Source organism: Shewanella sp. 10N.7 (genome assembly GCF_020806285.1).
In the GTDB taxonomy this organism is placed as follows: domain Bacteria; phylum Pseudomonadota; class Gammaproteobacteria; order Enterobacterales; family Shewanellaceae; genus Shewanella; species Shewanella electrodiphila.
In genome coordinates, this window is record NZ_JAJGZS010000002.1 from 212444 (window position 1) to 235676 (window position 23233).

19 protein-coding genes and 3 tRNA genes are annotated in these 23233 nt (G+C 39.9%); 5 read left to right on the top strand and 17 right to left on the bottom strand.

What is annotated here, in order from left to right; translation table 11 throughout:
• Window positions 1-197: 197 nt before the first annotated feature.
• The 7 genes from lon to LMH66_RS02860 all read right to left on the bottom strand — a co-directional run bounded on the left by lon (window position 198) and on the right by LMH66_RS02860 (window position 6723).
• Window positions 198-2549: an endopeptidase La gene (gene lon, locus LMH66_RS02830; protein ID WP_102528569.1), complete on the bottom strand. Its 2352-nt coding sequence runs from the start codon at window positions 2547-2549 to the stop codon at window positions 198-200.
• A 130-nt stretch (window positions 2550-2679) separates the two neighbouring features.
• The gene (gene clpX, locus LMH66_RS02835; RefSeq protein WP_102528570.1) at window positions 2680-3960 is read right to left on the bottom strand and encodes an ATP-dependent protease ATP-binding subunit ClpX; all 1281 of its coding nucleotides are present in this window, start codon (window positions 3958-3960) and stop codon (window positions 2680-2682) included.
• Between the two features lie 129 nt (window positions 3961-4089).
• Window positions 4090-4701: an ATP-dependent Clp endopeptidase proteolytic subunit ClpP gene (clpP, locus tag LMH66_RS02840; RefSeq protein ID WP_229368435.1), complete on the bottom strand. Its 612-nt coding sequence runs from the start codon at window positions 4699-4701 to the stop codon at window positions 4090-4092.
• A gap of 88 nt (window positions 4702-4789) precedes the next feature.
• Complete coding sequence (gene tig / locus LMH66_RS02845; protein ID WP_229368436.1) at window positions 4790-6094, bottom strand: trigger factor; 1305 nt, start codon at window positions 6092-6094, stop codon at window positions 4790-4792.
• 284 nt (window positions 6095-6378) lie between these two features.
• Window positions 6379-6454 (bottom strand) — tRNA-His (locus LMH66_RS02850).
• A gap of 7 nt (window positions 6455-6461) precedes the next feature.
• Window positions 6462-6538: transfer RNA gene (locus LMH66_RS02855), tRNA-Arg, on the bottom strand.
• Between the two features lie 108 nt (window positions 6539-6646).
• Window positions 6647-6723, bottom strand: a tRNA-Pro gene (locus tag LMH66_RS02860).
• A gap of 254 nt (window positions 6724-6977) precedes the next feature.
• Between LMH66_RS02860 and folD the strand changes: the two genes are divergently transcribed.
• Window positions 6978-7832 (top strand): bifunctional methylenetetrahydrofolate dehydrogenase/methenyltetrahydrofolate cyclohydrolase FolD, encoded by an 855-nt coding sequence (folD, locus tag LMH66_RS02865; protein WP_102528573.1) that lies wholly within the window; start codon window positions 6978-6980, stop codon window positions 7830-7832.
• 110 nt (window positions 7833-7942) lie between these two features.
• Here the strand turns inward: folD and cysS are convergent, their stop codons facing one another.
• On the bottom strand, window positions 7943-9325 hold the full coding sequence (gene cysS / locus LMH66_RS02870) for a cysteine--tRNA ligase (RefSeq protein ID WP_229368439.1): 1383 nt from the start codon (window positions 9323-9325) through the stop codon (window positions 7943-7945).
• A 142-nt stretch (window positions 9326-9467) separates the two neighbouring features.
• Here cysS and LMH66_RS02875 point away from each other — a divergent pair, with 142 nt between their 5' ends.
• Window positions 9468-9962 carry a peptidylprolyl isomerase gene (locus LMH66_RS02875; RefSeq protein ID WP_102528575.1) on the top strand — a complete coding sequence of 165 codons (495 nt, stop codon included), beginning with the start codon at window positions 9468-9470 and terminating at the stop codon, window positions 9960-9962.
• Between the two features lie 6 nt (window positions 9963-9968).
• Window positions 9969-10691, top strand: coding sequence for a UDP-2,3-diacylglucosamine diphosphatase (locus LMH66_RS02880; protein WP_229368440.1), 723 nt, complete (start codon window positions 9969-9971; stop codon window positions 10689-10691).
• Window positions 10692-10793: 102 nt separating this feature from the next.
• Here the strand turns inward: LMH66_RS02880 and miaE are convergent, their stop codons facing one another.
• Window positions 10794-11546, bottom strand: a complete 753-nt coding sequence (miaE, locus tag LMH66_RS02885; RefSeq protein WP_229368442.1) for a tRNA isopentenyl-2-thiomethyl-A-37 hydroxylase MiaE — start codon at window positions 11544-11546, stop codon at window positions 10794-10796.
• Between the two features lie 333 nt (window positions 11547-11879).
• Between miaE and LMH66_RS02890 the strand changes: the two genes are divergently transcribed.
• Window positions 11880-12476 (top strand): Yip1 family protein, encoded by a 597-nt coding sequence (locus LMH66_RS02890; RefSeq protein ID WP_102528578.1) that lies wholly within the window; start codon window positions 11880-11882, stop codon window positions 12474-12476.
• Between the two features lie 103 nt (window positions 12477-12579).
• Window positions 12580-13629: a glucosaminidase domain-containing protein gene (locus LMH66_RS02895; protein ID WP_229368444.1), complete on the top strand. Its 1050-nt coding sequence runs from the start codon at window positions 12580-12582 to the stop codon at window positions 13627-13629.
• Between the two features lie 123 nt (window positions 13630-13752).
• Here the strand turns inward: LMH66_RS02895 and glnS are convergent, their stop codons facing one another.
• From glnS to LMH66_RS02935, 8 genes are all read right to left on the bottom strand, one after another.
• Window positions 13753-15423, bottom strand: a complete 1671-nt coding sequence (glnS, locus tag LMH66_RS02900; protein ID WP_229368445.1) for a glutamine--tRNA ligase — start codon at window positions 15421-15423, stop codon at window positions 13753-13755.
• A 156-nt stretch (window positions 15424-15579) separates the two neighbouring features.
• A complete protein-coding gene (feoB, locus tag LMH66_RS02905) occupies window positions 15580-17874 on the bottom strand; it encodes a Fe(2+) transporter permease subunit FeoB (protein ID WP_229368447.1) in 2295 nt (764 codons plus the stop codon).
• Window positions 17867-18106 (bottom strand): FeoA family protein, encoded by a 240-nt coding sequence (locus tag LMH66_RS02910; RefSeq protein ID WP_102528582.1) that lies wholly within the window; start codon window positions 18104-18106, stop codon window positions 17867-17869. Before LMH66_RS02910 ends, feoB begins: the two co-directional genes overlap by 8 nt.
• A 225-nt stretch (window positions 18107-18331) precedes the next feature.
• Window positions 18332-18868: a GNAT family N-acetyltransferase gene (locus LMH66_RS02915; protein WP_229368449.1), complete on the bottom strand. Its 537-nt coding sequence runs from the start codon at window positions 18866-18868 to the stop codon at window positions 18332-18334.
• Between the two features lie 75 nt (window positions 18869-18943).
• Window positions 18944-19222 carry a peptidylprolyl isomerase gene (locus tag LMH66_RS02920; protein WP_102528584.1) on the bottom strand — a complete coding sequence of 93 codons (279 nt, stop codon included), beginning with the start codon at window positions 19220-19222 and terminating at the stop codon, window positions 18944-18946.
• 97 nt (window positions 19223-19319) lie between these two features.
• Complete coding sequence (locus LMH66_RS02925; protein ID WP_229368451.1) at window positions 19320-21155, bottom strand: DUF885 domain-containing protein; 1836 nt, start codon at window positions 21153-21155, stop codon at window positions 19320-19322.
• Window positions 21156-21362: 207 nt separating this feature from the next.
• Complete coding sequence (locus tag LMH66_RS02930) at window positions 21363-22613, bottom strand: tetratricopeptide repeat protein (protein WP_102528586.1); 1251 nt, start codon at window positions 22611-22613, stop codon at window positions 21363-21365.
• The gene (locus LMH66_RS02935; RefSeq protein ID WP_102528587.1) at window positions 22613-23233 is read right to left on the bottom strand and encodes an energy transducer TonB; all 621 of its coding nucleotides are present in this window, start codon (window positions 23231-23233) and stop codon (window positions 22613-22615) included. The genes LMH66_RS02930 and LMH66_RS02935 overlap by 1 nt, the downstream gene beginning before the upstream one ends.

Here is a 23233-nt window from a genome sequence, read left to right on the forward strand (position 1 = left end):
TTTGTTATAAGTTTGATACCACACCAAACTTAATTGGAAAACCATAAAAAATGTACTTGGATACAGCTCAAAGTCAGTTGCGCCAAGGGTTTGGTGCTAACTGACTCTCCACTTATCTAGGCTACCACAGCTTTCGCGTTTGTTAAGCCCCTTTTTTCACTTTTTTTAGGTTCAAAGCAACTTTTTTTGCTATTTAGCTACTTTTTGACCACTTCAAAGCCCTTTACAGGTCTCTCTAAGGCCAATTCAAGCACTTCATCAACCCATCTAACTGGGTGGATTTTAAGATCTGCAATAACATTCGCAGGAATTTCTTCTAAGTCGCGTTCATTTTCTTTAGGAATAAGAACAACTTTTATACCGCCACGGTGTGCTGCAAGTAACTTTTCTTTCAAGCCACCGATAGGCAACACTTCACCGCGAAGGGTAATTTCACCTGTCATTGCCACATCACTTTTAACAGGGTTACCTGTTAAGCTCGAAACTAATGCAGTACACATCGCTGCACCAGCTGAAGGACCATCTTTAGGTGTGGCCCCTTCAGGTACGTGAACGTGAATATCACGTTTCTCGTAAAAGTCGCCATTAATGCCTAATTGCTCTGCTCGCGCTCTAACAACAGTCATAGCAGCTTGAATCGACTCTTGCATTACGTCGCCAAGAGAACCGGTATAAGCAAGCTTGCCTTTACCTGATACTGACGTTGCTTCAATTGTTAGCAAATCGCCGCCAACTTGAGTCCATGCTAAACCTGTGACTTGGCCAATCTGGTTATTAGACTCAGCTTTACCGTAATCAAATCGCTGCACACCTAGGAATGATTTCAAGTTATCTTGATTCACTTTTACGGTTTTAACAGACTTATCTAATAAAATCATTTTAACGACTTTACGACACACTTTAGACAGTTCACGTTCCAATGAACGCACACCAGCTTCACGGGTGTAATAACGGATCATGCCAATAATGGCACTATCTTCGATATTGATTTCTTTAGGCTTAAGTCCATTGCGCTCAATTTGCTTAGTCAGCAAATGCTTTTTAGCGATATTGAGTTTCTCATCTTCGGTATAGCCCGATAGACGAATCACTTCCATACGGTCAAGTAACGGTCCAGGAATATCCATTGAGTTAGATGTCGCAACGAACATCACATCAGATAAGTCATAATCAACTTCTAGATAATGGTCGTTAAATGCTGCGTTCTGCTCTGGGTCAAGGACTTCAAGTAATGCTGATGATGGGTCACCGCGCATATCTGAACTCATCTTATCAATTTCATCTAATAAGAATAATGGGTTTTTTACGCCCACTTTTGCCATTTTCTGAATGACTTTACCTGGCATAGAACCGATATAGGTACGACGATGACCACGGATCTCAGCTTCATCACGCACGCCGCCTAGTGCCACACGTACATACTTACGCCCAGTAGCTTTAGCAATTGACTGACCCAGTGACGTTTTACCGACGCCTGGAGGCCCTACTAAACATAAAATAGGCCCTTTAAGCTGCTTAACTCTGCTTTGAACCGCAAGATACTCAAGAATGCGTTCTTTCACTTTCTCTAAGCCGTGATGATCGGTATCTAAAATTTCTTCAGCTTTAGATAAGTCACGTTTGATTTTAGAACGTTGACTCCAAGGCACTGACGTCATCCAATCAACATAACTTCTCACCACTGTCGCTTCTGCTGACATTGGTGACATCATTTTTAATTTGTTTAGCTCAGCTTCAGCTTTTTCTTTGGCTTCTGCTGGCATTTTCGCTTCTTCAATCTTGCGAGCGAGTACTTCAAACTCGTCTTGACCTTCATCAAGATCGCCAAGTTCTTTTTGAATAGCTTTCATTTGCTCATTCAAATAGTACTCGCGTTGGCTTTTTTCCATCTGCTTTTTAACGCGGCCACGAATGCGTTTTTCAACTTGTAATAAGTCGATTTCGCCTTCCATCATCGCCATTAAATATTCAAGACGCTCGCCGACGTTAATCATTTCAAGTACAGACTGCTTGTCTTCTAACTTCAGCGGCATATGTGCAGCCATAGTGTCAGCAAGACGAGCCGCTTCTTCTATTCCTGTTAACGAAGTCAGTACTTCTGGCGGGATCTTTTTATTAAGCTTAATGTAACCTTCAAACTGACTGATAGCGCTGCGAACGAGCACCTCTTCTTCTTTTTCAGCAAGTTCTTCAGATTCTAAGTATTGTGCTGTTGCAACAAAGAACTCTTCTTCTTGGGTGTATTTGTCAACTTTTGCACGCTGACCACCTTCAACTAATACTTTTACTGTGCCGTCAGGCAATTTAAGTAATTGCAGAATTGACGCCACTGTACCAATTTCGAAAATATCGTCTTTTGTTGGTTCGTCTAAATCAGCTTCTTTCTGTGCGACCAATAAAATTTGTTTATCTTGTTCCATTGCCGATTCTAAACATCGAATTGATTTCTCTCGTCCGACGAATAACGGAATTACCATATGGGGATAAACCACTACATCTCGAAGTGGCAGCACGGGGAGTTCGATATGCGCTTCACGCTCTTGGGTCATAGTTCGATTCCGTTTGATGAATGGATTTTATAATCAGTATATTGGGATGTTTCTTGAACTTTCAATGGTTAATACGAAAAAAGGAGCCCAATGGACTCCTTATTTTTCATAAACGGCTAAAAGCGTCTATTTATTGTTCGCCACCAGCGACTTGATTGTCGGTGTTTTCATAAATCAATATAGGTGCAGACTCACCTTTTACTACTGATTCATCAACTACAGCCTTAATCACACCTTCTACAGAAGGGATGTCATACATGGTATCTAACAAGATATCTTCGATGATTGAGCGTAGACCACGAGCACCTGTTTTACGCGTCATTGCTTTATGGGCAATCGCTTTAAGTGCGTCTTCACGGAACTCTAACTCTACCTCTTCCATCTCAAATAACGCACCATATTGTTTCGTCAGTGCATTTTTAGGTTGAGATAAAATTTGTACCAAAGCTGCTTCATCTAACTCTGTTAGCGTTGCAACAACAGGTAAACGGCCGATGAACTCAGGGATCAAACCAAATTTGATTAAATCTTCTGGCTCAACTTTACCTAGCGTTTGTGAAATCGTCGTTTTGTCAGCTTCGCCTTTGACTTCAGCGCCAAAGCCAATCCCTGTTCCTGTTAAGCCGCGTTGCTCAATCACTTTTTCAAGTCCAGCAAACGCACCACCACAGATAAATAAGATCTTAGAGGTATCAACCTGTAAAAACTCTTGCTGTGGATGCTTACGACCACCTTGCGGAGGAACAGAAGCAACAGTACCTTCAATTAATTTCAATAAGGCCTGCTGAACACCTTCACCTGACACATCACGTGTTATTGAAGGGTTATCAGATTTACGGCTGATCTTATCGATTTCATCAATGTAAACAATACCACGTTCCGCTTTTTCAACGTCGTAGTCACACTTTTGCAGTAATTTTTGAATGATGTTCTCGACATCTTCACCCACATAACCGGCTTCAGTTAACGTAGTCGCATCGGCCATCGTGAATGGCACATCTAAAGAGCGCGCTAACGTTTCAGCAAGTAACGTTTTACCACTACCGGTTGGACCGATAAGTAGAATATTACTTTTACCTAATTCAACACCTTCAATCGGTGTGCCATTACGCAAACGTTTATAGTGGTTATAAACTGCTACCGACAACACTTTCTTGGCCTGATTTTGACCGATTACGTAATCATCTAGATGCGTTCGTAATTCATGTGGTGTTGGTAATTTATCATGATCGCGCTTAGGCGATATTTCTTTAATTTCTTCGCGAATGATGTCATTACAAAGCTCGACACACTCGTCACAAACATATACTGAAGGTCCAGCGATTAGCTTTCTAACTTCATGTTGGCTTTTTCCGCAAAAAGAGCAGTACAGTAGTTTGCCACTGTCACCGGTACTTTTGTTATCGCCCATTACCCTACCTCTGTTGCAGCCTGTTCACTGTTTTTAGAAAACCATCTGTACAATTAATAACCTGCACAGGAACAGTCAAATATTTTTTATACGCTATTCATCACAGAATAGCCTACTCAGGCCTAAAGATCAGCTACGCTTTTCAAAAACTGAATCAACTAATCCATAATCAGCAGCTTCTTGCGCACTCATAAACTTATCACGGTCTGTATCACGCTCAATAACTTCAATCGGTTGACCAGTATGCTCAGCTAACATTTCGTTTAATTTATTCTTAATGCCTAAGATTTCTTGAGCATGAATTGCGATATCCGATGCTTGACCTTGGAAACCACCAAGTGGTTGATGGATCATCACACGTGAATTAGGTAAACAATGACGCTTACCTTCCGCTCCGCCTGCTAATAAAAACGCACCCATGCTACATGCTTGGCCAATACACACAGTACTTACATTCGGCTTAATGAATTGCATAGTATCGTAAATTGCCATACCGGCAGTAACTGAGCCGCCAGGTGAATTAATATAGATAGAAATATCTTTATCTGGGCTTTCTGATTCTAGGAACAATAATTGCGCCACGATCAAGTTAGCCATGTGCTCTTCCACTTGGCCAACCAAGAAAATTACTCGCTCTTTTAATAAACGAGAGTAAATATCATATGAACGCTCACCTTTAGCCGTTTGTTCAACAACCATAGGTACAAGAGCATTGAGTACAGATTCTGGCGCTTTATGCATTTTATGCTTCCCTAAAATAAAAATGGCTCGTATGAGGAACCTCATACGAGCCATTAAATGGCGAACCGCCAATCAAGTCAAGCGAAGGTTACGCTTTACCTGTTGCCTTGTTCATAAATTCTTCAAATTCGACATCTTTAAGTGTCACTTTTGCAGATTTTAATAAAACTTCAACAGCTTGCTCTTCAAGCGCTACGTTGCGCATGTTTTGCATAAGCTCTTTGTTGCCATTGTAGTATTCAACAACTTCACTTGGATCTTCGTAAGCAGAAGCCATTGAAGCGATTAAACCTTGAACACGTTCGTCTTCAGCTTGAAGTTCATTAGTCTTAATAACTTCACCTAAAAGTAAACCTACTTTTACACGACGCTCTGCTTGTTCAGTGAACAAATCAGCTGGAAGCTCAGGCATGTTTTCAGTTTGACCACCAAAACGCTGCATTGCTTGCTGACGAAGTACATTCACTTCACCATCAACTAATGCTGAAGGAATTGTGATTTCGTTAGCTGATAATAAGCCTTCGATTACTTGTTCTTTAACATTCGCTTTAAGCGCTTGTTCAAGTTCACGAGTCATGTTTTTACGGATTTCAGCTTTAAGCGCTTCTAAGCCACCTTCAGCGATACCGAATAAAGAAGCGAACTCATCGTTAACTTCTGGTAATTCTGCAGCTTGAACTTCAGTAAGGGTAATAACGAACTTAGCCGCTTTACCTTTTAAGTTTTCAGCATGGTAATCTTCAGGGAAAGTCACTTCGATTTCGAATTCATCACCGGCTTTATGACCAATAACACCAGCTTCAAAACCTGGGATCATACGGTTGCTACCAAGCTCTAGTTCGAAGTCGTCAGCTTTGCCGCCTTCAAATTCTTCACCGTCTACTGAACCTACGAAGTTCATTTTAGCTTTGTTGCCTTCTTCAGCAGCAGTTTCAACTACAGCGAACTTAGCGTGTTGCTTGCGAAGCGTTTCAATCATTGTATCAACGTCAGCGTCATTAACTTCAGCTTGTGGTTGCTCAACTGCGATTGCATCTAAACCAGTTAACTCAACTTCTGGGTAGATTTCGAAAGTCGCAACGAAGACGAAGTTTTCGCCTTCATTTTCGCCTGGAGCGAAAACAGGTGCGCCAGCTGGGTTTAACTTCTCAGCCATGATCGCTTCAATGAAGTTGCGTTGCATTACTTCACCAGTCACATCTTGACGGATAGCTGCACCGTAACGTTGGTTGATCACTGATACAGGTACTTTACCTGGACGGAAACCTGAAATTTTTGCACGTTTCGCTTCACGTAATAAGTTGTCTTTAACTAATTTCTCAATTTGTTCAGCAGGAACAGAAATTGTTAGGCGACGTTCTAGGCCTTGAGTTGTTTCAACAGAAACTTGCATTGTTTTACCTCGAAATATGTCTGACGTCCTTTGTAATAGTCGAAAGCTCAACTATTAAATATTCATTTCTTGATGATTAATGTTTACTAATAAAAGTGCGATACAGCAGCTTTTCAGCGCCATTACCCGTAGTAATTCGTATTAGATATTTATCAAGACGCGACATTATAGCGACGGTTTACTGCTGAGTCGAGTGTGAAAACGGGGTAAAATGGGGATTTTAGACATAAAAAAAGCGACCTAAGGTCGCTTTCTCTACAATCGTGCATTTTTAATGCAAAATTTGGGGTGACTGATGGGGCTCGAACCCACGACAACCGGAATCACAATCCGGGGCTCTACCAACTGAGCTACAATCACCATAATATGGTACGCCACTCAGGATTCGAACCTGAGACCCACGCCTTAGAAGGGCGTTGCTCTATCCAGCTGAGCTAGTGGCGCATGGTTTACAAATATTATCTGTATAACCTGTAAGCTTAATAAATTGATTTGGTCTTCAACTTATGTTTCAAGCTTATTCGCAAAGCCTATGCTTTACAAATATAAAATTGGTCGGTGATAGAGGATTCGAACCTCTGACCCTCTCGTCCCAAACGAGATGCGCTACCGGGCTGCGCTAATCACCGAGATGTCTACTGCAAATAAGTATTAAGTTGCCCTAATCGGCTTATCTGTGAGAACGGAGCGCATATTAGCGAGTCACTTTAATATCGTCAACGACTTTTTTTACAAACTCGTTCATCTGCTGTTTTTACAAACAAAAAATTCTGTTTTTAATAAATCGTTTAGCCATTATTCATGACATGCCTATGCCTGACTGGTAGAATACGCCACGTTAAATTTTACCTCAATCGCGCCATATAAAGGAAACTATACACACATGACAGCCCAAAACATTGATGGCAAAGCGATAGCTCAATCTATAAGAACCACATTAAAAGAAAAAGTATTGACGCGCAAAGCAGCTGGAAAACGTGTTCCTGGTCTTGCTGTAATTTTAGTTGGCGCTGATGCGGCATCACAGGTTTATGTTGGCAGTAAACGCCGCGCCTGTGAAGAAGTTGGGTTTGAGTCATACTCTTATGACCTTGAAACCACCACAACAGAAGCAGAACTGCTTGCACTGATTGATCAATGTAATGACGATCCAAAAATCGATGGCATATTAGTACAGTTGCCATTACCTGATCATATTGAAGACTCGAAAGTCATTGAGCGTATCAGACCTGATAAAGACGTTGATGGTTTCCATCCATACAATGTAGGGCGCTTAGCTCAACGTATTCCAGTACTTCGCTCATGTACGCCAAAAGGCATTATCACCTTAATCAAGTCGACAGGAATTGACACGTACGGTTTAGATGCAACCATTGTAGGCGCTTCAAATATTGTCGGTCGTCCAATGACACTAGAGTTATTACTTGCAGGTTGTACAACCACAACATGTCATCGCTTTACTCAGAACCTTGAACAAAAAGTACGTCAGGCCGATTTACTGGTTGTTGCAGTGGGTAAACCTGGGTTTATCCCTGGTGATTGGATTAAGCCTGGCGCTATTGTTATCGATGTTGGTATTAACCGACTTGAAAACGGCAAACTTGTTGGTGATGTAGAGTTTGATATAGCAGCTGAAAAAGCCGCATTTATAACGCCAGTCCCGGGTGGTGTGGGCCCTATGACGATTGCAAGCTTACTTGAAAATACCTTGTATGCCGCTGAGCAATATCACGACTAATCAATTTACTGTGCTCATCTGAATTAACTGATTATTCGTTTATTCGCCCCCACAAAAAAGCCTGCTCAATGAGCAGGCTTTGTTATTTAAGACTTAACTTTCAGTTTGGATTACGACTTTTTACGCCAAGTCGTGCCTTCTTCGCCATCTTCTAAAACAACATTTAATGCGTTTAGTCTATCGCGCGCCGCATCTGCTGCAGGCCAGTCTTTTTCTGTGCGAGCACGATTACGCTCAACAATAAGCGCTTCGATCTCTGCAACTTCGTCATCACTTCCTTCACCTTGGAAGAAAGTATCAACGTCGCGATTGATTAAGCCTAATACATCAGTCAAGGATTTTAGGCTCACACCTAACGCACTTGCTTGTGTCATATCGACTAATTTCAAACGATTAATTTCGCGTACCATTTCAAAAATAACTGAATAGGCTTCAGGCGTATTAAAATCATCATCCATCGCTGTGTTAAATTTGGCAATAAACTCTTGTGCAGGCGCTGCGGTAACAGTTAAATCTAACCCTTTAAGCGAAGTATAAATGCGCTCAAGTGCAGACTTTGCTTGCTTCAAGTTATCTTCAGAGTAATTTAACTGGCTACGGTAATGACCAGACAGTAAGAAATAACGAACCGTTTCAGGGTCGTAATGCGCTAATACATCACGAATAGTAAAGAAATTGCCTAATGACTTAGACATTTTTTCTTTATCAACCATGACCATACCTGTATGCATCCAGTAGTTCACATATTGTGAACCATGGGCACAGCAGGATTGAGCGATTTCATTTTCATGATGGGGGAACTGTAAATCACTACCGCCGCCATGAATATCAAAATGCTCGCCTAAATGCTTACTGTTCATTGCTGAACATTCGATGTGCCAGCCCGGACGACCTGGTCCCCATGGCGATTCCCATGTTGGCTCACCTGGTTTAGACATTTTCCATAATACAAAATCCATAGGATCGCGCTTAGTATCTTCTACTTCTACACGCGCACCAGCTTGAAGTTGCTCAAGGTTTTGCCCTGATAGGCGTCCGTATTGCGCATAAGAAGACACACTGAATAACACATCGCCATTATCAGAGACATAAGCATGCTCTTTGGCAATTAATGTTTGAACCATTTCGATAATTTCATCGATATGTAATGTCGCGCGAGGTTCGAAATCTGGGCGCATCATGTTTAATGAATCGAAATCATTATGCATTTCGCCAATCAAACGCTCTGTTAACGTATCGCAACTTTCTTTGTTTTCAGCAGCACGTTTAATGATTTTGTCATCAACGTCAGTAATATTACGAAGGTAATTCACGTCATAACCACGGTAACGTAAGTAACGAACAATCATATCGAAAGAAACAAAAGTACGACCATGACCAATGTGACATAAATCGTATATGGTTATCCCACATACATACATGTCAATTTTGCCTGGATTAATCGGCTTAAATTCTTGCTTTTCACGACTCATACTATTGTAAATTTTCAACATCGATGGTTCTCTTTTACTCGTTTTAATACCAATATAATGGGAACAAAGTCTATCATGAGCAACACTGTTTTGAACACTGCACTTTAAGCCTCAAGTTAGATAAGTTAGAATCGCGCAACAATTTTTATCTAGGTATTTAAATATGATCACTTTGCACACAAACATGGGCGACATCAAAATTGCTCTAAATGCTGAAAAAGCGCCTCTTACTGTTGAAAATTTCATCAAGTACGTTAAAGACGGTTTTTACGACGGTACCGTTTTTCACCGTGTGATTGATGGTTTTATGGTTCAAGGTGGTGGTTTCACTGAAGATATGGTTCAGAAAACACCTAACGCTGCTGTAAAGAATGAAGCGAATAACGGCCTATCAAACAAAGTTGGCACATTAGCAATGGCGCGTACTTCTGATCCGCATTCGGCGACGGCGCAGTTCTTCATTAACGTCAGCGACAATACTTTCTTAGATCACAAAGCAGAAACTGGCCAAGGGTGGGGTTACTGTGTATTTGCTGAAGTAGTTGAAGGCATGGACATCGTAGAAAAAATTAAAGCTGTAAGCACGGGTAACCGTGGTATGCATCAAGATGTACCACTGGAAGCAGTAGTCATCAACAGTGCGTCTATTGCTGAATAATCAATAGTGCATACTGTATTTATGGGCGATTTGCACTTAAGTGCAGATCGTCCTGATATCTCACAAGCCTTTATCGATTACCTCGATTCAGATTTATCTGACGTTGAGGCGATGTATATCATTGGTGATTTGTTTGAAGTTTGGACCAGTGATGACATTGCTGAACCATTTACTGACGTCATAGCGGCGCACATCAAACAAGTGTCTGAAAACATGCCAGTGTTTTTTATTCATGGTAATCGTGATTTCATGATAGGCAAAGAATTTGCTGCTAAATCTGGGATGCAATTGCTACCAGAGATTAAAATACTCGATTTATATGGCATTAAAACGGTTGTGCTGCATGGTGATAGCTTATGTACTCTTGATAAGTCTTATCAGCGTTTTCGCCGCTTTAGAAATTCGGCCATTGTGAAATGGATATATTGCCACTTACCTAAGTCAACTAGACAAAAAATTGCAGCTGATATCAGGCACAAAAGTCAAAATGGCAATAAAGATAAAAGCTATGTGATTATGGATGTTGAGCAAACAGCGGTTGATGCATTACTCAGTGACACTGATTGCCAAAGAATGATCCACGGCCACACTCATCGCCCAGCCATTCATGAGTTAAACAATAATAAACAACGTATCGTTGTCGGTGATTGGTACGATCAAGGCAGCATTTTAATTGTAAAAAAAGACAGTGCTGAATTACAGCAACTGCCCTTCTCTGCTAAAAAATAATCAGCTCTAGTTGCTGATAACTTTTATTCAACCAACCAATAATCGCACTAAATCATCCTATGGTTAGCAATCACGCTCTGATTAAACTGATTGTCTTGAGGTTTAAACTGGTAAGCCACTATGAAACTTAAAGTCTTCGTCGGGCAATAAAATCAAATCTGCTTCTACAGTGGCAAAAAAAGCGACCCTTTCACTGATATCTTTGCCAGAAATAGACTCTGCAAGTGATAAGTAGTCTTGATAATGCCGCGCTTCAGAGCGAAGTAAAGAGATATAAAACTTTTCTAAATCAGCATCAAGGTGTGGAGCAAGTTTTGCAAAACGCTCACACGACCTGGCTTCAATAAACGCTCCAATAATTAACTTATCGACTAATGCATCAGGTTCAAACGTTTTAACATGTTTCATCATGCCTTTAGCATAGCGACCCGCTTCAAGAAGTTCATAAGGGACATTCTTTTTTTCCATCAGCTCCATGACTTGATAAAAATGATGTAATTCTTCTTTAATCAGCAGCACCATTTTATCAACGAGATCTTGTCCATAAGGACAGTTTTCTCTCACAGTAACTTGCTTGGTAATATTACTTTTACCTTTTAAAGAGCTTAGATCGCCAATACGTTTGTAAGCAAACTCTTCATAAGGTTTAACCCACTCAGTTAATCTGCTAGCACTTTCTTTATCTACAGCGTATTTTCGAATAAGGAACATCGCACTTTGCGCCGCTTTAAGCTCACAAAGTAAATGGTCGCGTAATATAACCGATAAATTATCAGAATGGCTCGCTTTTTTAATCCAACTATCTGGTGTCTCACACTTTAAGAAACGATAAATGGGCGCCAATAATTGCTGCATGTACTTAAACTTTTGTTAGGGTTTGAACGTATTTTACCTTCGTTGAGGATATTTCTACAGATAAAACACGATTAACCCTTGACGAATCGATGCTTATGTTCAATAAATAGTCTATACATCTTCGTAACAATAGTTGCTAAAGTTGTATTTCGATTGCCTTTAATGGATAAACTTCTATAGGGATGAAGTTATTACTGTGATTAAATCGCTCAAAAAGCAGAGCATTTAAGACAGTATGTGTTGGACTGATTAAGGCGGTTGATATATGGGGCTATGATCAGTTCGTCTGAAGTTTGGCGAGCTATGTATGAATGCTAAACAAGGATAATAACAATGATACTAAATCACTTAATGGGGCTATACACTCATCCGAAGGAAGAGTGGAAAACAATTGAACGCAACCATGAGGCTGTCAAAAGCAGTCTCAGTCACATCTTACTTATCGCATTAATTCCTGCAGTATGCAGCTTTATCGCAACAGCTTATATTGGATGGCACCCAGCAAATGGTGAACCATTATTTTTAACCCCACAAAGTGCGATGTTTATGTCTGTGGGTATGTATTTCGGGTTGATTGGCGGTGTTTTAGCGCTAGCTTATTTATCTTATTGGATGGCTAAGACCTTCGACGCCTCTCCAACATTCACTCAAGCCTTAGAATTAGCAGCTTACACAGCGACACCATTATTCATGGTCGGTATTTCAGTTTTATATCCAGTGTTATGGTTTATCATGCTGGTTGGACTTGCTGGTTTAGCCTACTCAGTATATTTACTCTATGCAGGCGTACCTATCATCATGAATATTCCCGAAGAAAAAGGCTTTATTTATGCCAGCTCTGTAGTGACAGCAGGACTCGTGTTATTAGTCGGCTTAATGGGAAGTAGCGTTATTTTATGGAGCTTAGGCTTTGGACCTATGATGCAATAAATATTTATATACTATAATTAAAGGCGCTTTCGGCGCCTTTTTTATTGCGTAAATGATTTAGCCTTTTTCGCGCAGTTTGAAATAATTATGTTTAGGATAAAATATGACCAAAAACACCTACCAAAAAATACTCTTTGTTGTATTACTCCTAGCCAGTCTTTTTGCCATTAATTACTGGGTAAAATCTCCTCCTTCGCCAGTTGAGCAAGAGAAAAATTCATATATTGCAGAGTCAGCTAGCAAACCTGCTAATAGCGAACCTTCAAATACCTTACCTTCAAATACCAAGCCTGCTAATGCAAAACCTAAACCTGTAATAAATAAGAGTAGCCAACCACCTGCTAAAGACATTAGTTTGAACTCTTTAGATGAACTAATCGAATTGTTTAACTCACTTAATTACAACACAGAAAGCTGGGCCGCTGGAGTTAGAGAGGTCCCTCGCTTAACGTTTGAAAGTGTCAGCGAAAAATGGCAACAAACATCTAATGAAATACCGGTACAACTAAAAAAAATGGTGTTTTTTAGGTTAATGGCGCCACTTATTCTTATCAGCAATGAGAACATAACAATAGAAAGAGAAACAGTTAAAGAGGCTTCATTACATGATGAGCAACTGATCACTATTGCTCGTAAATACCGAGTCATTAGTGATCCAATTGAAGCAATAACCGAAGATCAACGCCAGCAGCTATTAAAACGTGTTGATATCATGCCACCTTCTCTAGTATTGGCTCAGGCGGCAGAAGAAAGCGGCTGGGCAACCTCGAGGTTTACTCTTGAAGGTAATGCTTTCTTTGGCCAATGGGACTTCAGTGGCAATGGCATGATCCCAAAACAACAACGAAAAGAGTTAGGCAATTATGGCTTAGCTCGTTTTGACACGCCTCAAGCTTCTGTTGAAGGCTATATGCTCAATATCAATACTAATGCTGCCTATTTGAAATTACGTGAGCTACGAAGAGATTTAAGAGCAAATAATCAGCCAATTACAGGTTTAGAGTTAGCCAATACATTGGATAAATACTCGGAACGAGGCCAGGCATATATTGATGGAATTCAACAAATGATTCGATTCAATAAACTTGAACAAGTAGATGAAGCTTATCTCAGCGAAAGTGCTCCGCTACATTTGATAACAGCTAATCAATAACTTATTTTCAATTCGCTTTTTAGCTTTTAAATGCTAATAAAAAAATGCCAGAGTATTCACTCTGGCATTTTTAATTTTAAATCCCGTTTTAAGCAACGAGGCATTAACTGCTATATTGACTGATTATGCGAAAGAGTCACGCAATGGCACAGTCAAATTGAACACTAAATGCTCTTTACTAGAATCTTTATTGTCCGCACAGAAGTAGCCTTCACGCTCAAACTGATAAGCTTTTTCAGCTTCAGCACTCACTAGGCCTGCTTCTGCAACTCCCTGTAAGACAACCAATGATTCACTATTGATAACTTCATCAATAGTATCGAATGCAGCTGGGGTTGCATCAGTAAATAAACGATTATAAATGCGGAACTCAGCAGGTTTAGCTGTACTTGCTTCGACCCAATGAATCACACCTTTTACTTTACGACCGTCACTTGGGTTCTTACCCAAGGTTTCGTTATCGTAAGTACAATAAACCGTTGTGACATTACCTTCGTCATCTTGTTCAAAGCGCTCAGCTTTAATCACATAAGCATTACGTAAACGAACTTCTTTGCCTAATACTAGGCGTTTGAAATGCTTATTTGCTGATTCACGAAAATCTTCCGCATCGATAAATAACTCTTTACCAAAAGCTAATTCGCGCGTACCCATTTCTGGTTTATTAGGGTGCATTGGTGCATTGATCGTTTCAGGCGTTGCTGAAGGATAATTCTCAATAACCACTTTAATTGGTCTCAATACAGCCATTGCTCTCGGTGCATGTTCGTTTAATTCTTCACGAATACAAGCATCTAGAACACCACCTTCAATCAAGTTTTCTTGCTTGGTCACACCAATGCGTTGACAGAATTCTCGAATCGATGCGGGTGTATAACCTCTACGACGTAACCCTGCAATAGTAGGCATGCGAGGGTCATCCCAGCCGTTAACTAAATTATTAGTCACTAGGTCGTTCAATTTACGTTTCGACATCAAAGTGTATTCAAGATTCAATCTTGAAAACTCATATTGACGAGTACGGTTAGGCTGATTGAAATCATCCAAATGATCTAATACCCAATCGTACAAACGACGGTTATCTTGAAACTCTAAGGTACATAATGAATGCGTAATATTTTCAATGGCATCAGAAATACAATGAGTAAAGTCGTACATCGGGTAAATACACCACTTATCACCGGTTTGGTGATGATGTGCAAAACGAATACGATAAATTACAGGGTCGCGCATACACATGAACGGCGAAGCCATGTCAATTTTAGCTCTTAGTGCACATTCACCTTCTTTGAATTCTCCTAATCGCATTTTCTCAAATAACGCTAAGTTTTCTTCAACAGAAGTGTCGCGATAAGGACTGTTCTTACCTGGCTCTTTTAATGTGCCACGGTACTCACGCGTTTCTTCTGCATTTAAGAAACAGACATAAGCCAGACCTTTAGTGATTAACTCCACCGCATACTGGTGTAGTTGATCAAAATAATTAGACGAATAACGAATTTCACCAGACCAATCGAAACCTAACCAACGAACGTCATCCTGAATTGAATGAACATAATCGATATCTTCTTTTTCAGGATTGGTATCATCAAAGCGCAAGTTACACTGACCTTGATAATCTTGTGCAATACCAAAATTCAAACAAATAGACTTCGCATGACCAATATGTAAAAAACCATTTGGCTCTGGCGGGAAACGGGTTTGCACACTAGTGTGCTTGCCACTTTTTAAGTCTTCATCAATGATATTACGTATGAAGTTACTTGGACGTACTTCGTTGTCCACTTGACTCATGGAGTTCCTCTTAGTGCACGATGGTAAAATTTTCAGACCTTCGATGATCCTACAGTTTTACGCGAGTTACAATGCCTGTTTGATAAAAATAATAGTCTAAAAACAAAAAACCAGCATTTATCAAAATGCTGGTTTTAATTTGAACATTAAAAAGGCTTATTCAGTGATAACTCTTACACCTGGAATAATCTGTTGGTTCTTTTTACCTTGTTTCTTAAGCCAGAAATAATAGCTCACTAAAGCAATAGTAAAGAACGAAATCCAGCTGACCGATTGCACTGGGTGTTTGGCAATATTAGCACCTTGATACACCACGGTAGCACTGCCGTAAGCTAAAGCAAATGTCCATAAAGCCGCGAATCGAGCCCACTTGTTACCGAACTCATTCACTAATGCACCCATTGCAGCAACACAAGGCGTATATAGCAATACGAATAATAGGTAAGAAAATGCAGCCACCTTAGTGGTAAAGCCAGCTTGAAGTGCGCTAAACGTTGAGCGATCCACGCCCTGCTCCTCAGCAGCTTCTTCAATACTTTCAACATTACCCACATCTAATGACAATGGATCCTCAGGTGCAATACCAAATAGGTTCTCAGGAATTGTACCTAATGCTTCAGAGAAGCTTTCCGAAAGGCTTGCAAGCTCTTCATCACTATCAGATGGATCTGAATAAAGACTGTTTAATGTGCCTACAACAGCTTCTTTCGCAAAAATACCTGTAATAATACCTACTGTTGCTGGCCAGTTATCTTGCTCAACACCCATTGGCGAGAATAACGGAGTGACTTTTTGGCTTAATACACTTAGTACAGATTCTTTACTGTCTTCATGGCCAAAGCTACCATCAGTACCAATAGCATTTACAAAGTTAAGCAAGGTCACCACAATCACAATGGTTTTACCTGCACCTAAAATAAAACTTTTTGTACGCTTAGTTGTACGGGAAAACACTGCTTTAAGCTTAGGCATTTCATAGCTAGGCAATTCCATTACAACCGCGCTGCTACTTCCTGGTAATACTGTGCTTCTTAGTAATAAACCTGTACCCACTGCAGCAATAATACCGATGATATAAAGTAAAAAGACTAAGTTTTGTCCTGACTCAGGAAAAAACGCAGCAGCAAACAATGCGTAAACCGGTAAACGTGCACCACAAGACATGAATGGCGCCATCATGCCTGTCACGATTCTTTCTCTTTCACTGCCTAAAGTACGGGTAGCCATAATCGCTGGTACTGAACAACCAAAACCAACAATCATTGGAACGAATGCTTTACCAGGAAGACCGATACGACGCATCAAACCGTCGACCACAAAAGCGGCTCTAGACATGTAACCCGACGCTTCTAATACTGACAAGGCTAAAAAGAGCGCTGCAATGACAGGAATAAAAGTCGCTACTGTTTGGATACCCTGGCCAATACCGCCTGCAAGGATTGTTACAAGCCAAACTGGCGAACCAATCGACTCCAGTAGTGCACCGAACTGATCAACAAATACAGCACCTGCAGCGATATCGAAGAAATCGATAAATGCACTACCAACATTGATACTGAACATGAACATCAAGTACATAACAAATAAGAATACTGGCACCCCTAAAACCGGGTGTAATAATACTTTATCTAACTTGTCACTGGCACTTTCGTGCCCCGCAATATCAACTGAACCATCGAAAACTTTTTGAACGAAATCAAACCGTGTTGTAGCTACCAATACTTCAATATCAGTACCTGATTGTTCTGCTATTTGGGTGCATTCTTTGACAACATCTTTAAGGTTAGTGCTATCACATTGACCGCAACCATTACCATTGCCCAACATAGCTAATGCACGACCGCGGCTGAGCTCTTCCGAATGGCGCTGTAAAGTTTTTACGCCTGACTCAATACTTTCATCGTATTGAAGCATAAGCGGTGATTCAGTTATTTCACCATTTAATAATCTTAATACTTGATCTTGCACTTGCTTTACGTCTGCTTCTTTTCGTGAGCAAACAGCAATGACAGGACAACCTAACTCTTTACTCATTAACGCTAAATCAGTGTTGATACCCAATTTTTTGGCAGCGTCGATTTTATTAAGCACCACAACCATAGGAACACCAAGCTCTCTAAGTTGTACGGTTAAGTAAAGGTGTCTTTCAATGTTTGTCGCATCAACTAAATTAATGATGCCGTCAACACGTTGCTCAGCGAGATATTGTTGTGCAATTTGCTCATCTAAAGAACAGTCACAACTATTTCCAGCTGGTAGTAAATCATATATTCCCGGTAAATCTGTTAAATGAACATCTGTACTATCTAGGGTGAAATAACCTGTTTTTTTCTCAACAGTCACACCAGACCAGTTCCCCACTTGCTGGTTAGAACCTGTCAAAGCATTAAATAAAGTAGACTTACCTGCATTTGGGTTGCCTACTGTTACGCAATGGAATTCTTTAGTCATTTGTTACTACCACCTCAATAATATCCGCTAAATCACGGCGCATACATAAACGACTGCCTCGTAACTCTAATTCAACGCCTGATCCCATCGGTGCACGGCGGAGCATTTTGAACGCTGTATGAGGTGTAATCCCCATTGATAACAATTTACGCTTTACCGTTTGAGGTAAAGAAAGTTGACCGATTTCAGCAATCTTCGCCGTGTCTCCGGGGTTGAGTTCACTGAGCTTCATTAGACATTCACCTTGCGTTCAAAAATTTTGTTATGGGCTGATTTTATATGAGCCATGTAAGCAATACCTTTACCTAGATCATGTTTTGCAAGTGGAAACGAGAATAGTTTTCAATTGTATTGGTAATTATGTGATAAATATCCATGTTTAAGAAGATATTTTGTGTATTAATTTTGTAAATTTACAGATAAAAGAAATTCGTGTTGTCTTTCGTGTTATCTAGGATTAAGAGCGTATGTCAGATTGAAGCAGACCAAATATATGTTCATCAATTTTCACATCACCGATTCTATGGTTTTCTCTAAGCAAACCTTCCTCAATGAAACCACACTTTTTCATGACTTGTGCTGATGCATTATTCTTTGCAGCGCAATGACCAATAAACTTTTCAATATTAAACTGGAAAATTCCCCAATCAATTACCGCTTTAAGACTTTCTGTACCATAACCAAATCCCTGCTTACTCGGTGTGATCAAGTAACCCACTTCAGCCCTATTCATTATTTCACAATCACGGATAAATCCCGTCAACCCCACAAATTCATGAGTATCAAAAGTTTCAATAACCAATGTTAGCCATTTACCTGATTGAAAATCCCAAGGTAATAAGCGTTGCTCAAAAGTAGTTTTAATATCTTCTTCTGAAGTAAATTCCCTAATATATTTCAAAACCGATGGGTCTGAATTTATGGCGAAAACATTAGCCCAGTCTTCCTTTTTAATTGTTCTGATCACTAACCTATCCGTATACAGTTCAACCATTTCACATTCCTTATGCGCTTCATATTTTAAAGACAAAAAAGGCAGCCGAAGCTGCCTTCAACGATTAATGTTGAATTAACCGCGGCTAGTCACCTCAAGCAAGTGATAACCAAATTGAGTTTTTACAGGACCCTGCACTTCATTTAATGGAGCACTAAATACCACTTCATCAAATTCACGAACCATCATTCCAGGGCCAAATGAACCCAATTCACCGCCTTGCGCACCTGAAGGACAAGAAGAGTTCGCTTTTGCGATTTCAGCGAAATCAGCACCTGCAACGATTTGTTGCTTCAATTGTTCACACTGCTCTTCTGAACTAACTAAAAGGTGTCTTGCTGTTGCCTGTACCATGGTGAACCCCTACTTTTAAATAATAAAACGTAAAATATTAGGGAGCATCAATTGCTCCCTAAATTTAAATAACAATCGCTAAGCTAACAGTAATTAACTATTTTGCCAATTCAGTTTCAACCCAACGTGCAATCTTTTTCTCCATAACCGCCATTGGTAATGAACCAGTGGATAATATTTGGTCATGAAAACCTTTCAGATCAAATTTCTCACCCAGTTGCTCTTCAGCATCAGCTCTTAGCTTCAAAATCGTAAGTTGACCGATTTTATAAGATAAGGCTTGGCCTGGAATTGCCATATACCGTTCAACCTCGGCGACAATATCTGACTCCGCCATTGGCGAGTTATCTTTCATGTATTGAATTGCCTGCTCTCGACTCCAACCTTTAGCATGCAGACCAGTATCGACCACTAAGCGCATTGCACGTAACATTTCATCTGACAGCTTACCGAAATATTGGTAAGGGTCATTAAATAGGCCCATTTCGATCCCTAAATATTCCGCATATAACGCCCAACCTTCTTCAAATGCCGTGTAACCTTGAAAGCGTTGAAATTCAGGTATACCAGTAAGCTCTTGCTTGATGGCAATTTGAAAATGATGACCAGGAGCGGCTTCATGTAAAGAGAGCGTCGTCATGCCCCACTTTGGTTGAGCTTTTAGGTTATAAGTGTTGATGTAAAACACACCTGGGCGAGACCCATCCACAGCAGGAGATTGATAAGAAGCGCCTGCTGCTGATTGTTCTCTAAAGCTTTCTACAGGTTTTACAACATAATCTGCTTTGGGCATAACATTGAAGTATTTTGGTAACTCTTTATTAATGTCATCTTTCAACGACATATAACCATCAATAAGCCCCTGTCTTTCACTGAAGAAATACTCAGGTTCACTCCCTAATGATGCAAAAAACGCAGTTAAATCGCCTTCAAATTTTACTTGTTCTCTCACCACATCCATTTCAGTTAAAATACGTTTTACTTCAGACAAACCAATTTGATGAATCTCATCTACTGACATTTTTGTTGTTGTATGGCTATTGGCTAGAGATTGATACCATTCTTTACCGTTAGGAAGTCCCCACCAACCGTCAGATGCTCTAGCATGAGGCAAATACGTCTCATTAAAGTAGTTTCGTAATTGTGTTAATGCTGGTAATAAATCAGCTTCAATTAACACACTATATTCATCTGTTATGGCTTTCTTTTCAGCTTCGCTAAAATCATCTGGTAGTGCATTAATTGGCGCATAAAATAAGCTTTCACTTGGTGATGAAACTAATTGTGCATCTAGTTGAGGAATAATACGTTCAACTAACACTTTAGGCAGCACAACTTTGCTCTTAATACCTTCATCCATTTGAGATTGGGCTAACACAGTCCAATTAATAAAACCTTTTAGACGACCTAACCAATTTTGATAGTCTTCAACTGTTTTGAATGGTTGGGCGCTCTCACCGCTGCCTAACTGAATCATACTAATGACAGTGCTATAAAACTGATTCATAGGCATCAAGTATTCAGGATAAGACTCAGCAACTAAATCCATGTGACGATCATAGATAAACATGTCAAAGCTCAGCGCTAAGTTTTCAGGTAGTTGCTCGACATCAATAGATTTAGCTTGCTTTAAATAGCGAGAATTAAGCTCATGTCTTTGTTTAAGGTAGGCCGGTGTTAATGAACCACCAAACTGATCGTTGTAATCATTTACTCCTACATATGTGGCATAAATGGGTTCTAAAGCCAATAAATCTTTAAAATAGCTATCAGCCATTTGGTTATATCGCTCTGCTTCTGATTGTGTTGCAGATTCAGGTGCTTCTGTAGTCGAAGTATTTTTGTTACTAACATTATTAGTAATATCTTTATCGCTACAAGCTGATAAGGCAACAACAGCTGCTATAGCTACTGCTAGAATATTTTTGTTCATTGGTATTTCCCTATTTGCGGCAACAAGTTTACCGAAATCAATTGTTAATCTAGTTTTAATTTTTATGAGTAATTTATGAAATTTAGCGACTAATAGCCAGTAGAAAACTGTAACAGAGGATAACAAAGAAAACCGATTATTACAGATAACTATAAGATTTACAGGCATAAAAAAAGCCCCATAATGGGGCTTTTTTATTAACAAATATTATAACGTAATATTGTTAATACGTGCTTTTTCTTTAATATAAGAAATATAGCTATTAGCACTACGCTTCGTCTTGCTGTACTTAGCAGCTCGATTTGCACGTTTGTAAGCAGACTTATACTGCTTCAAACTTAAATGCGCTAATGTTAACTCAAGTTCTGCTTCACCTGGCTCATCTAAGCCAATTGACAGTGCCTTTTCAAACACAGGAATTGCAGATTTTGGCTTTTCAGCTATTGCTAAAATCTTACCTTGTTTAAGGTAAAGATCAGCGTCACCTGACAACTCAGCGGCTTGGCCATAAAGTTTAGCAGCTTTCGTGAAGTCCTTAGCATTATGATAGAAACCGGCTAAAATCTTAATTGTCTTTTCAGACTCTTTGATTAAACCAGATTTCATATGCTTTTCATAAAGCTTAGCAGCATTAATCGGAGCACCGTTTTGCGACATAAGCTGAGCTAGACGAGTAATGTTACCGTCAGACTCAAGAAAACCATTTTTATAAGCTAAATCGTAAGTTGCTAATGACTTAGTGTAATCTTCAGTCATCAAATAAAATTGAGCAAGCTGAACCCAAAGACGTTTGTCGTCTTGGAATAAAGGCACCATAACTTCTAGTATCTTTACAGCTTCTTTATACTTCTTCTGGTTGAAGAAAGCAGTCAACTTCATTTGGTAAAGGCCTTTATCAGGCTTTTCAACTAACGAAAGACCTTTATCGGCTACTTCAAGGACTTTATCCCACTGTTTAAGTTCACTGTAGGCAATACCGACACGTCGGAATACTACTGGGTCAACTTTACAAGTGAAATCCATCCACTTGTAGTAGTAAGGAATAGCGTCTTTGAACTTCTTTTCCTGAAGTAACAAATCAGCATAGAGACGTAATGTCGCAGCATGATCTGTACCACCAAGAATATCAGCATCAACAGCAGTTTTTAAGTATTTAACTGCTGTCGCCATTTGACCCTTTTCAGCATAAAACGAACCGATCATACGATCGATATACGCTTTATCGAAATCATTTTTAGTATTAACTTCTAATAAGATTTCAATCGCTTGGTCAAGACGGCCTTCTGTATATTCTTCAAAAGCTTTTTGCACTTTTTTACCAGCACTTGCACCAACAGCTCTAGATTGACGGTCATCAATCGGACACTTTTCAGCGGCTTGAGCTGTTGAAACAGCAAGTAGAGAGCTAGATGATAAAGTCAGTAATAACGCACTAGCTAGTGTAGATATCTTACGCATTAGTTACCTCCTTTATCCAATGAGAAATCAAGCTGTACTGTCATATTAGGAACTTTCATTGCTTTTCCATCAATAATCTTAGGCTTATATTTCCATTTCTTTAGTGCTCTAACTGCTTCGCGGTTAAATAAACGCTTAGGTTCAGCTTTAATAACTTTAACATCTTCGATTCCGCCGAGTTCATTAATAGTAAATGAAAGTTGAACATAACCTTCTTTACCATCACGTGCTGCAGCAATTGGGTATTGAGGATCAATACGTACAATTGGTGTTGCATCACCGTCTCGCGTCATCATGTTGCCAAGTTTAAAACCTGTGCTAGCACCGCCTGCCACAACACCACTCATATTAAATGCCATATTCGTATCAATATCTGATGACGTGTCAGGCGGAGTCGTATCCGGCTTTGGTGGTTGCTCAGGTGGCGCTGGTGGCTTCGGTTTAACCCTTGGCTTGTCCTGAACTTTCGTATCCTGCTTATCCATACTGATCTCAATAATAGGAGAATCAGTTTTGGTATCGGCGCGCTTGGCGCCGCCACCGACCAAGAAGGCCATGAAGACAAACAGGGCGAAAGTAACAGCAGCACCTAAAATGAGTGATACTATTGCTCTCAGCAT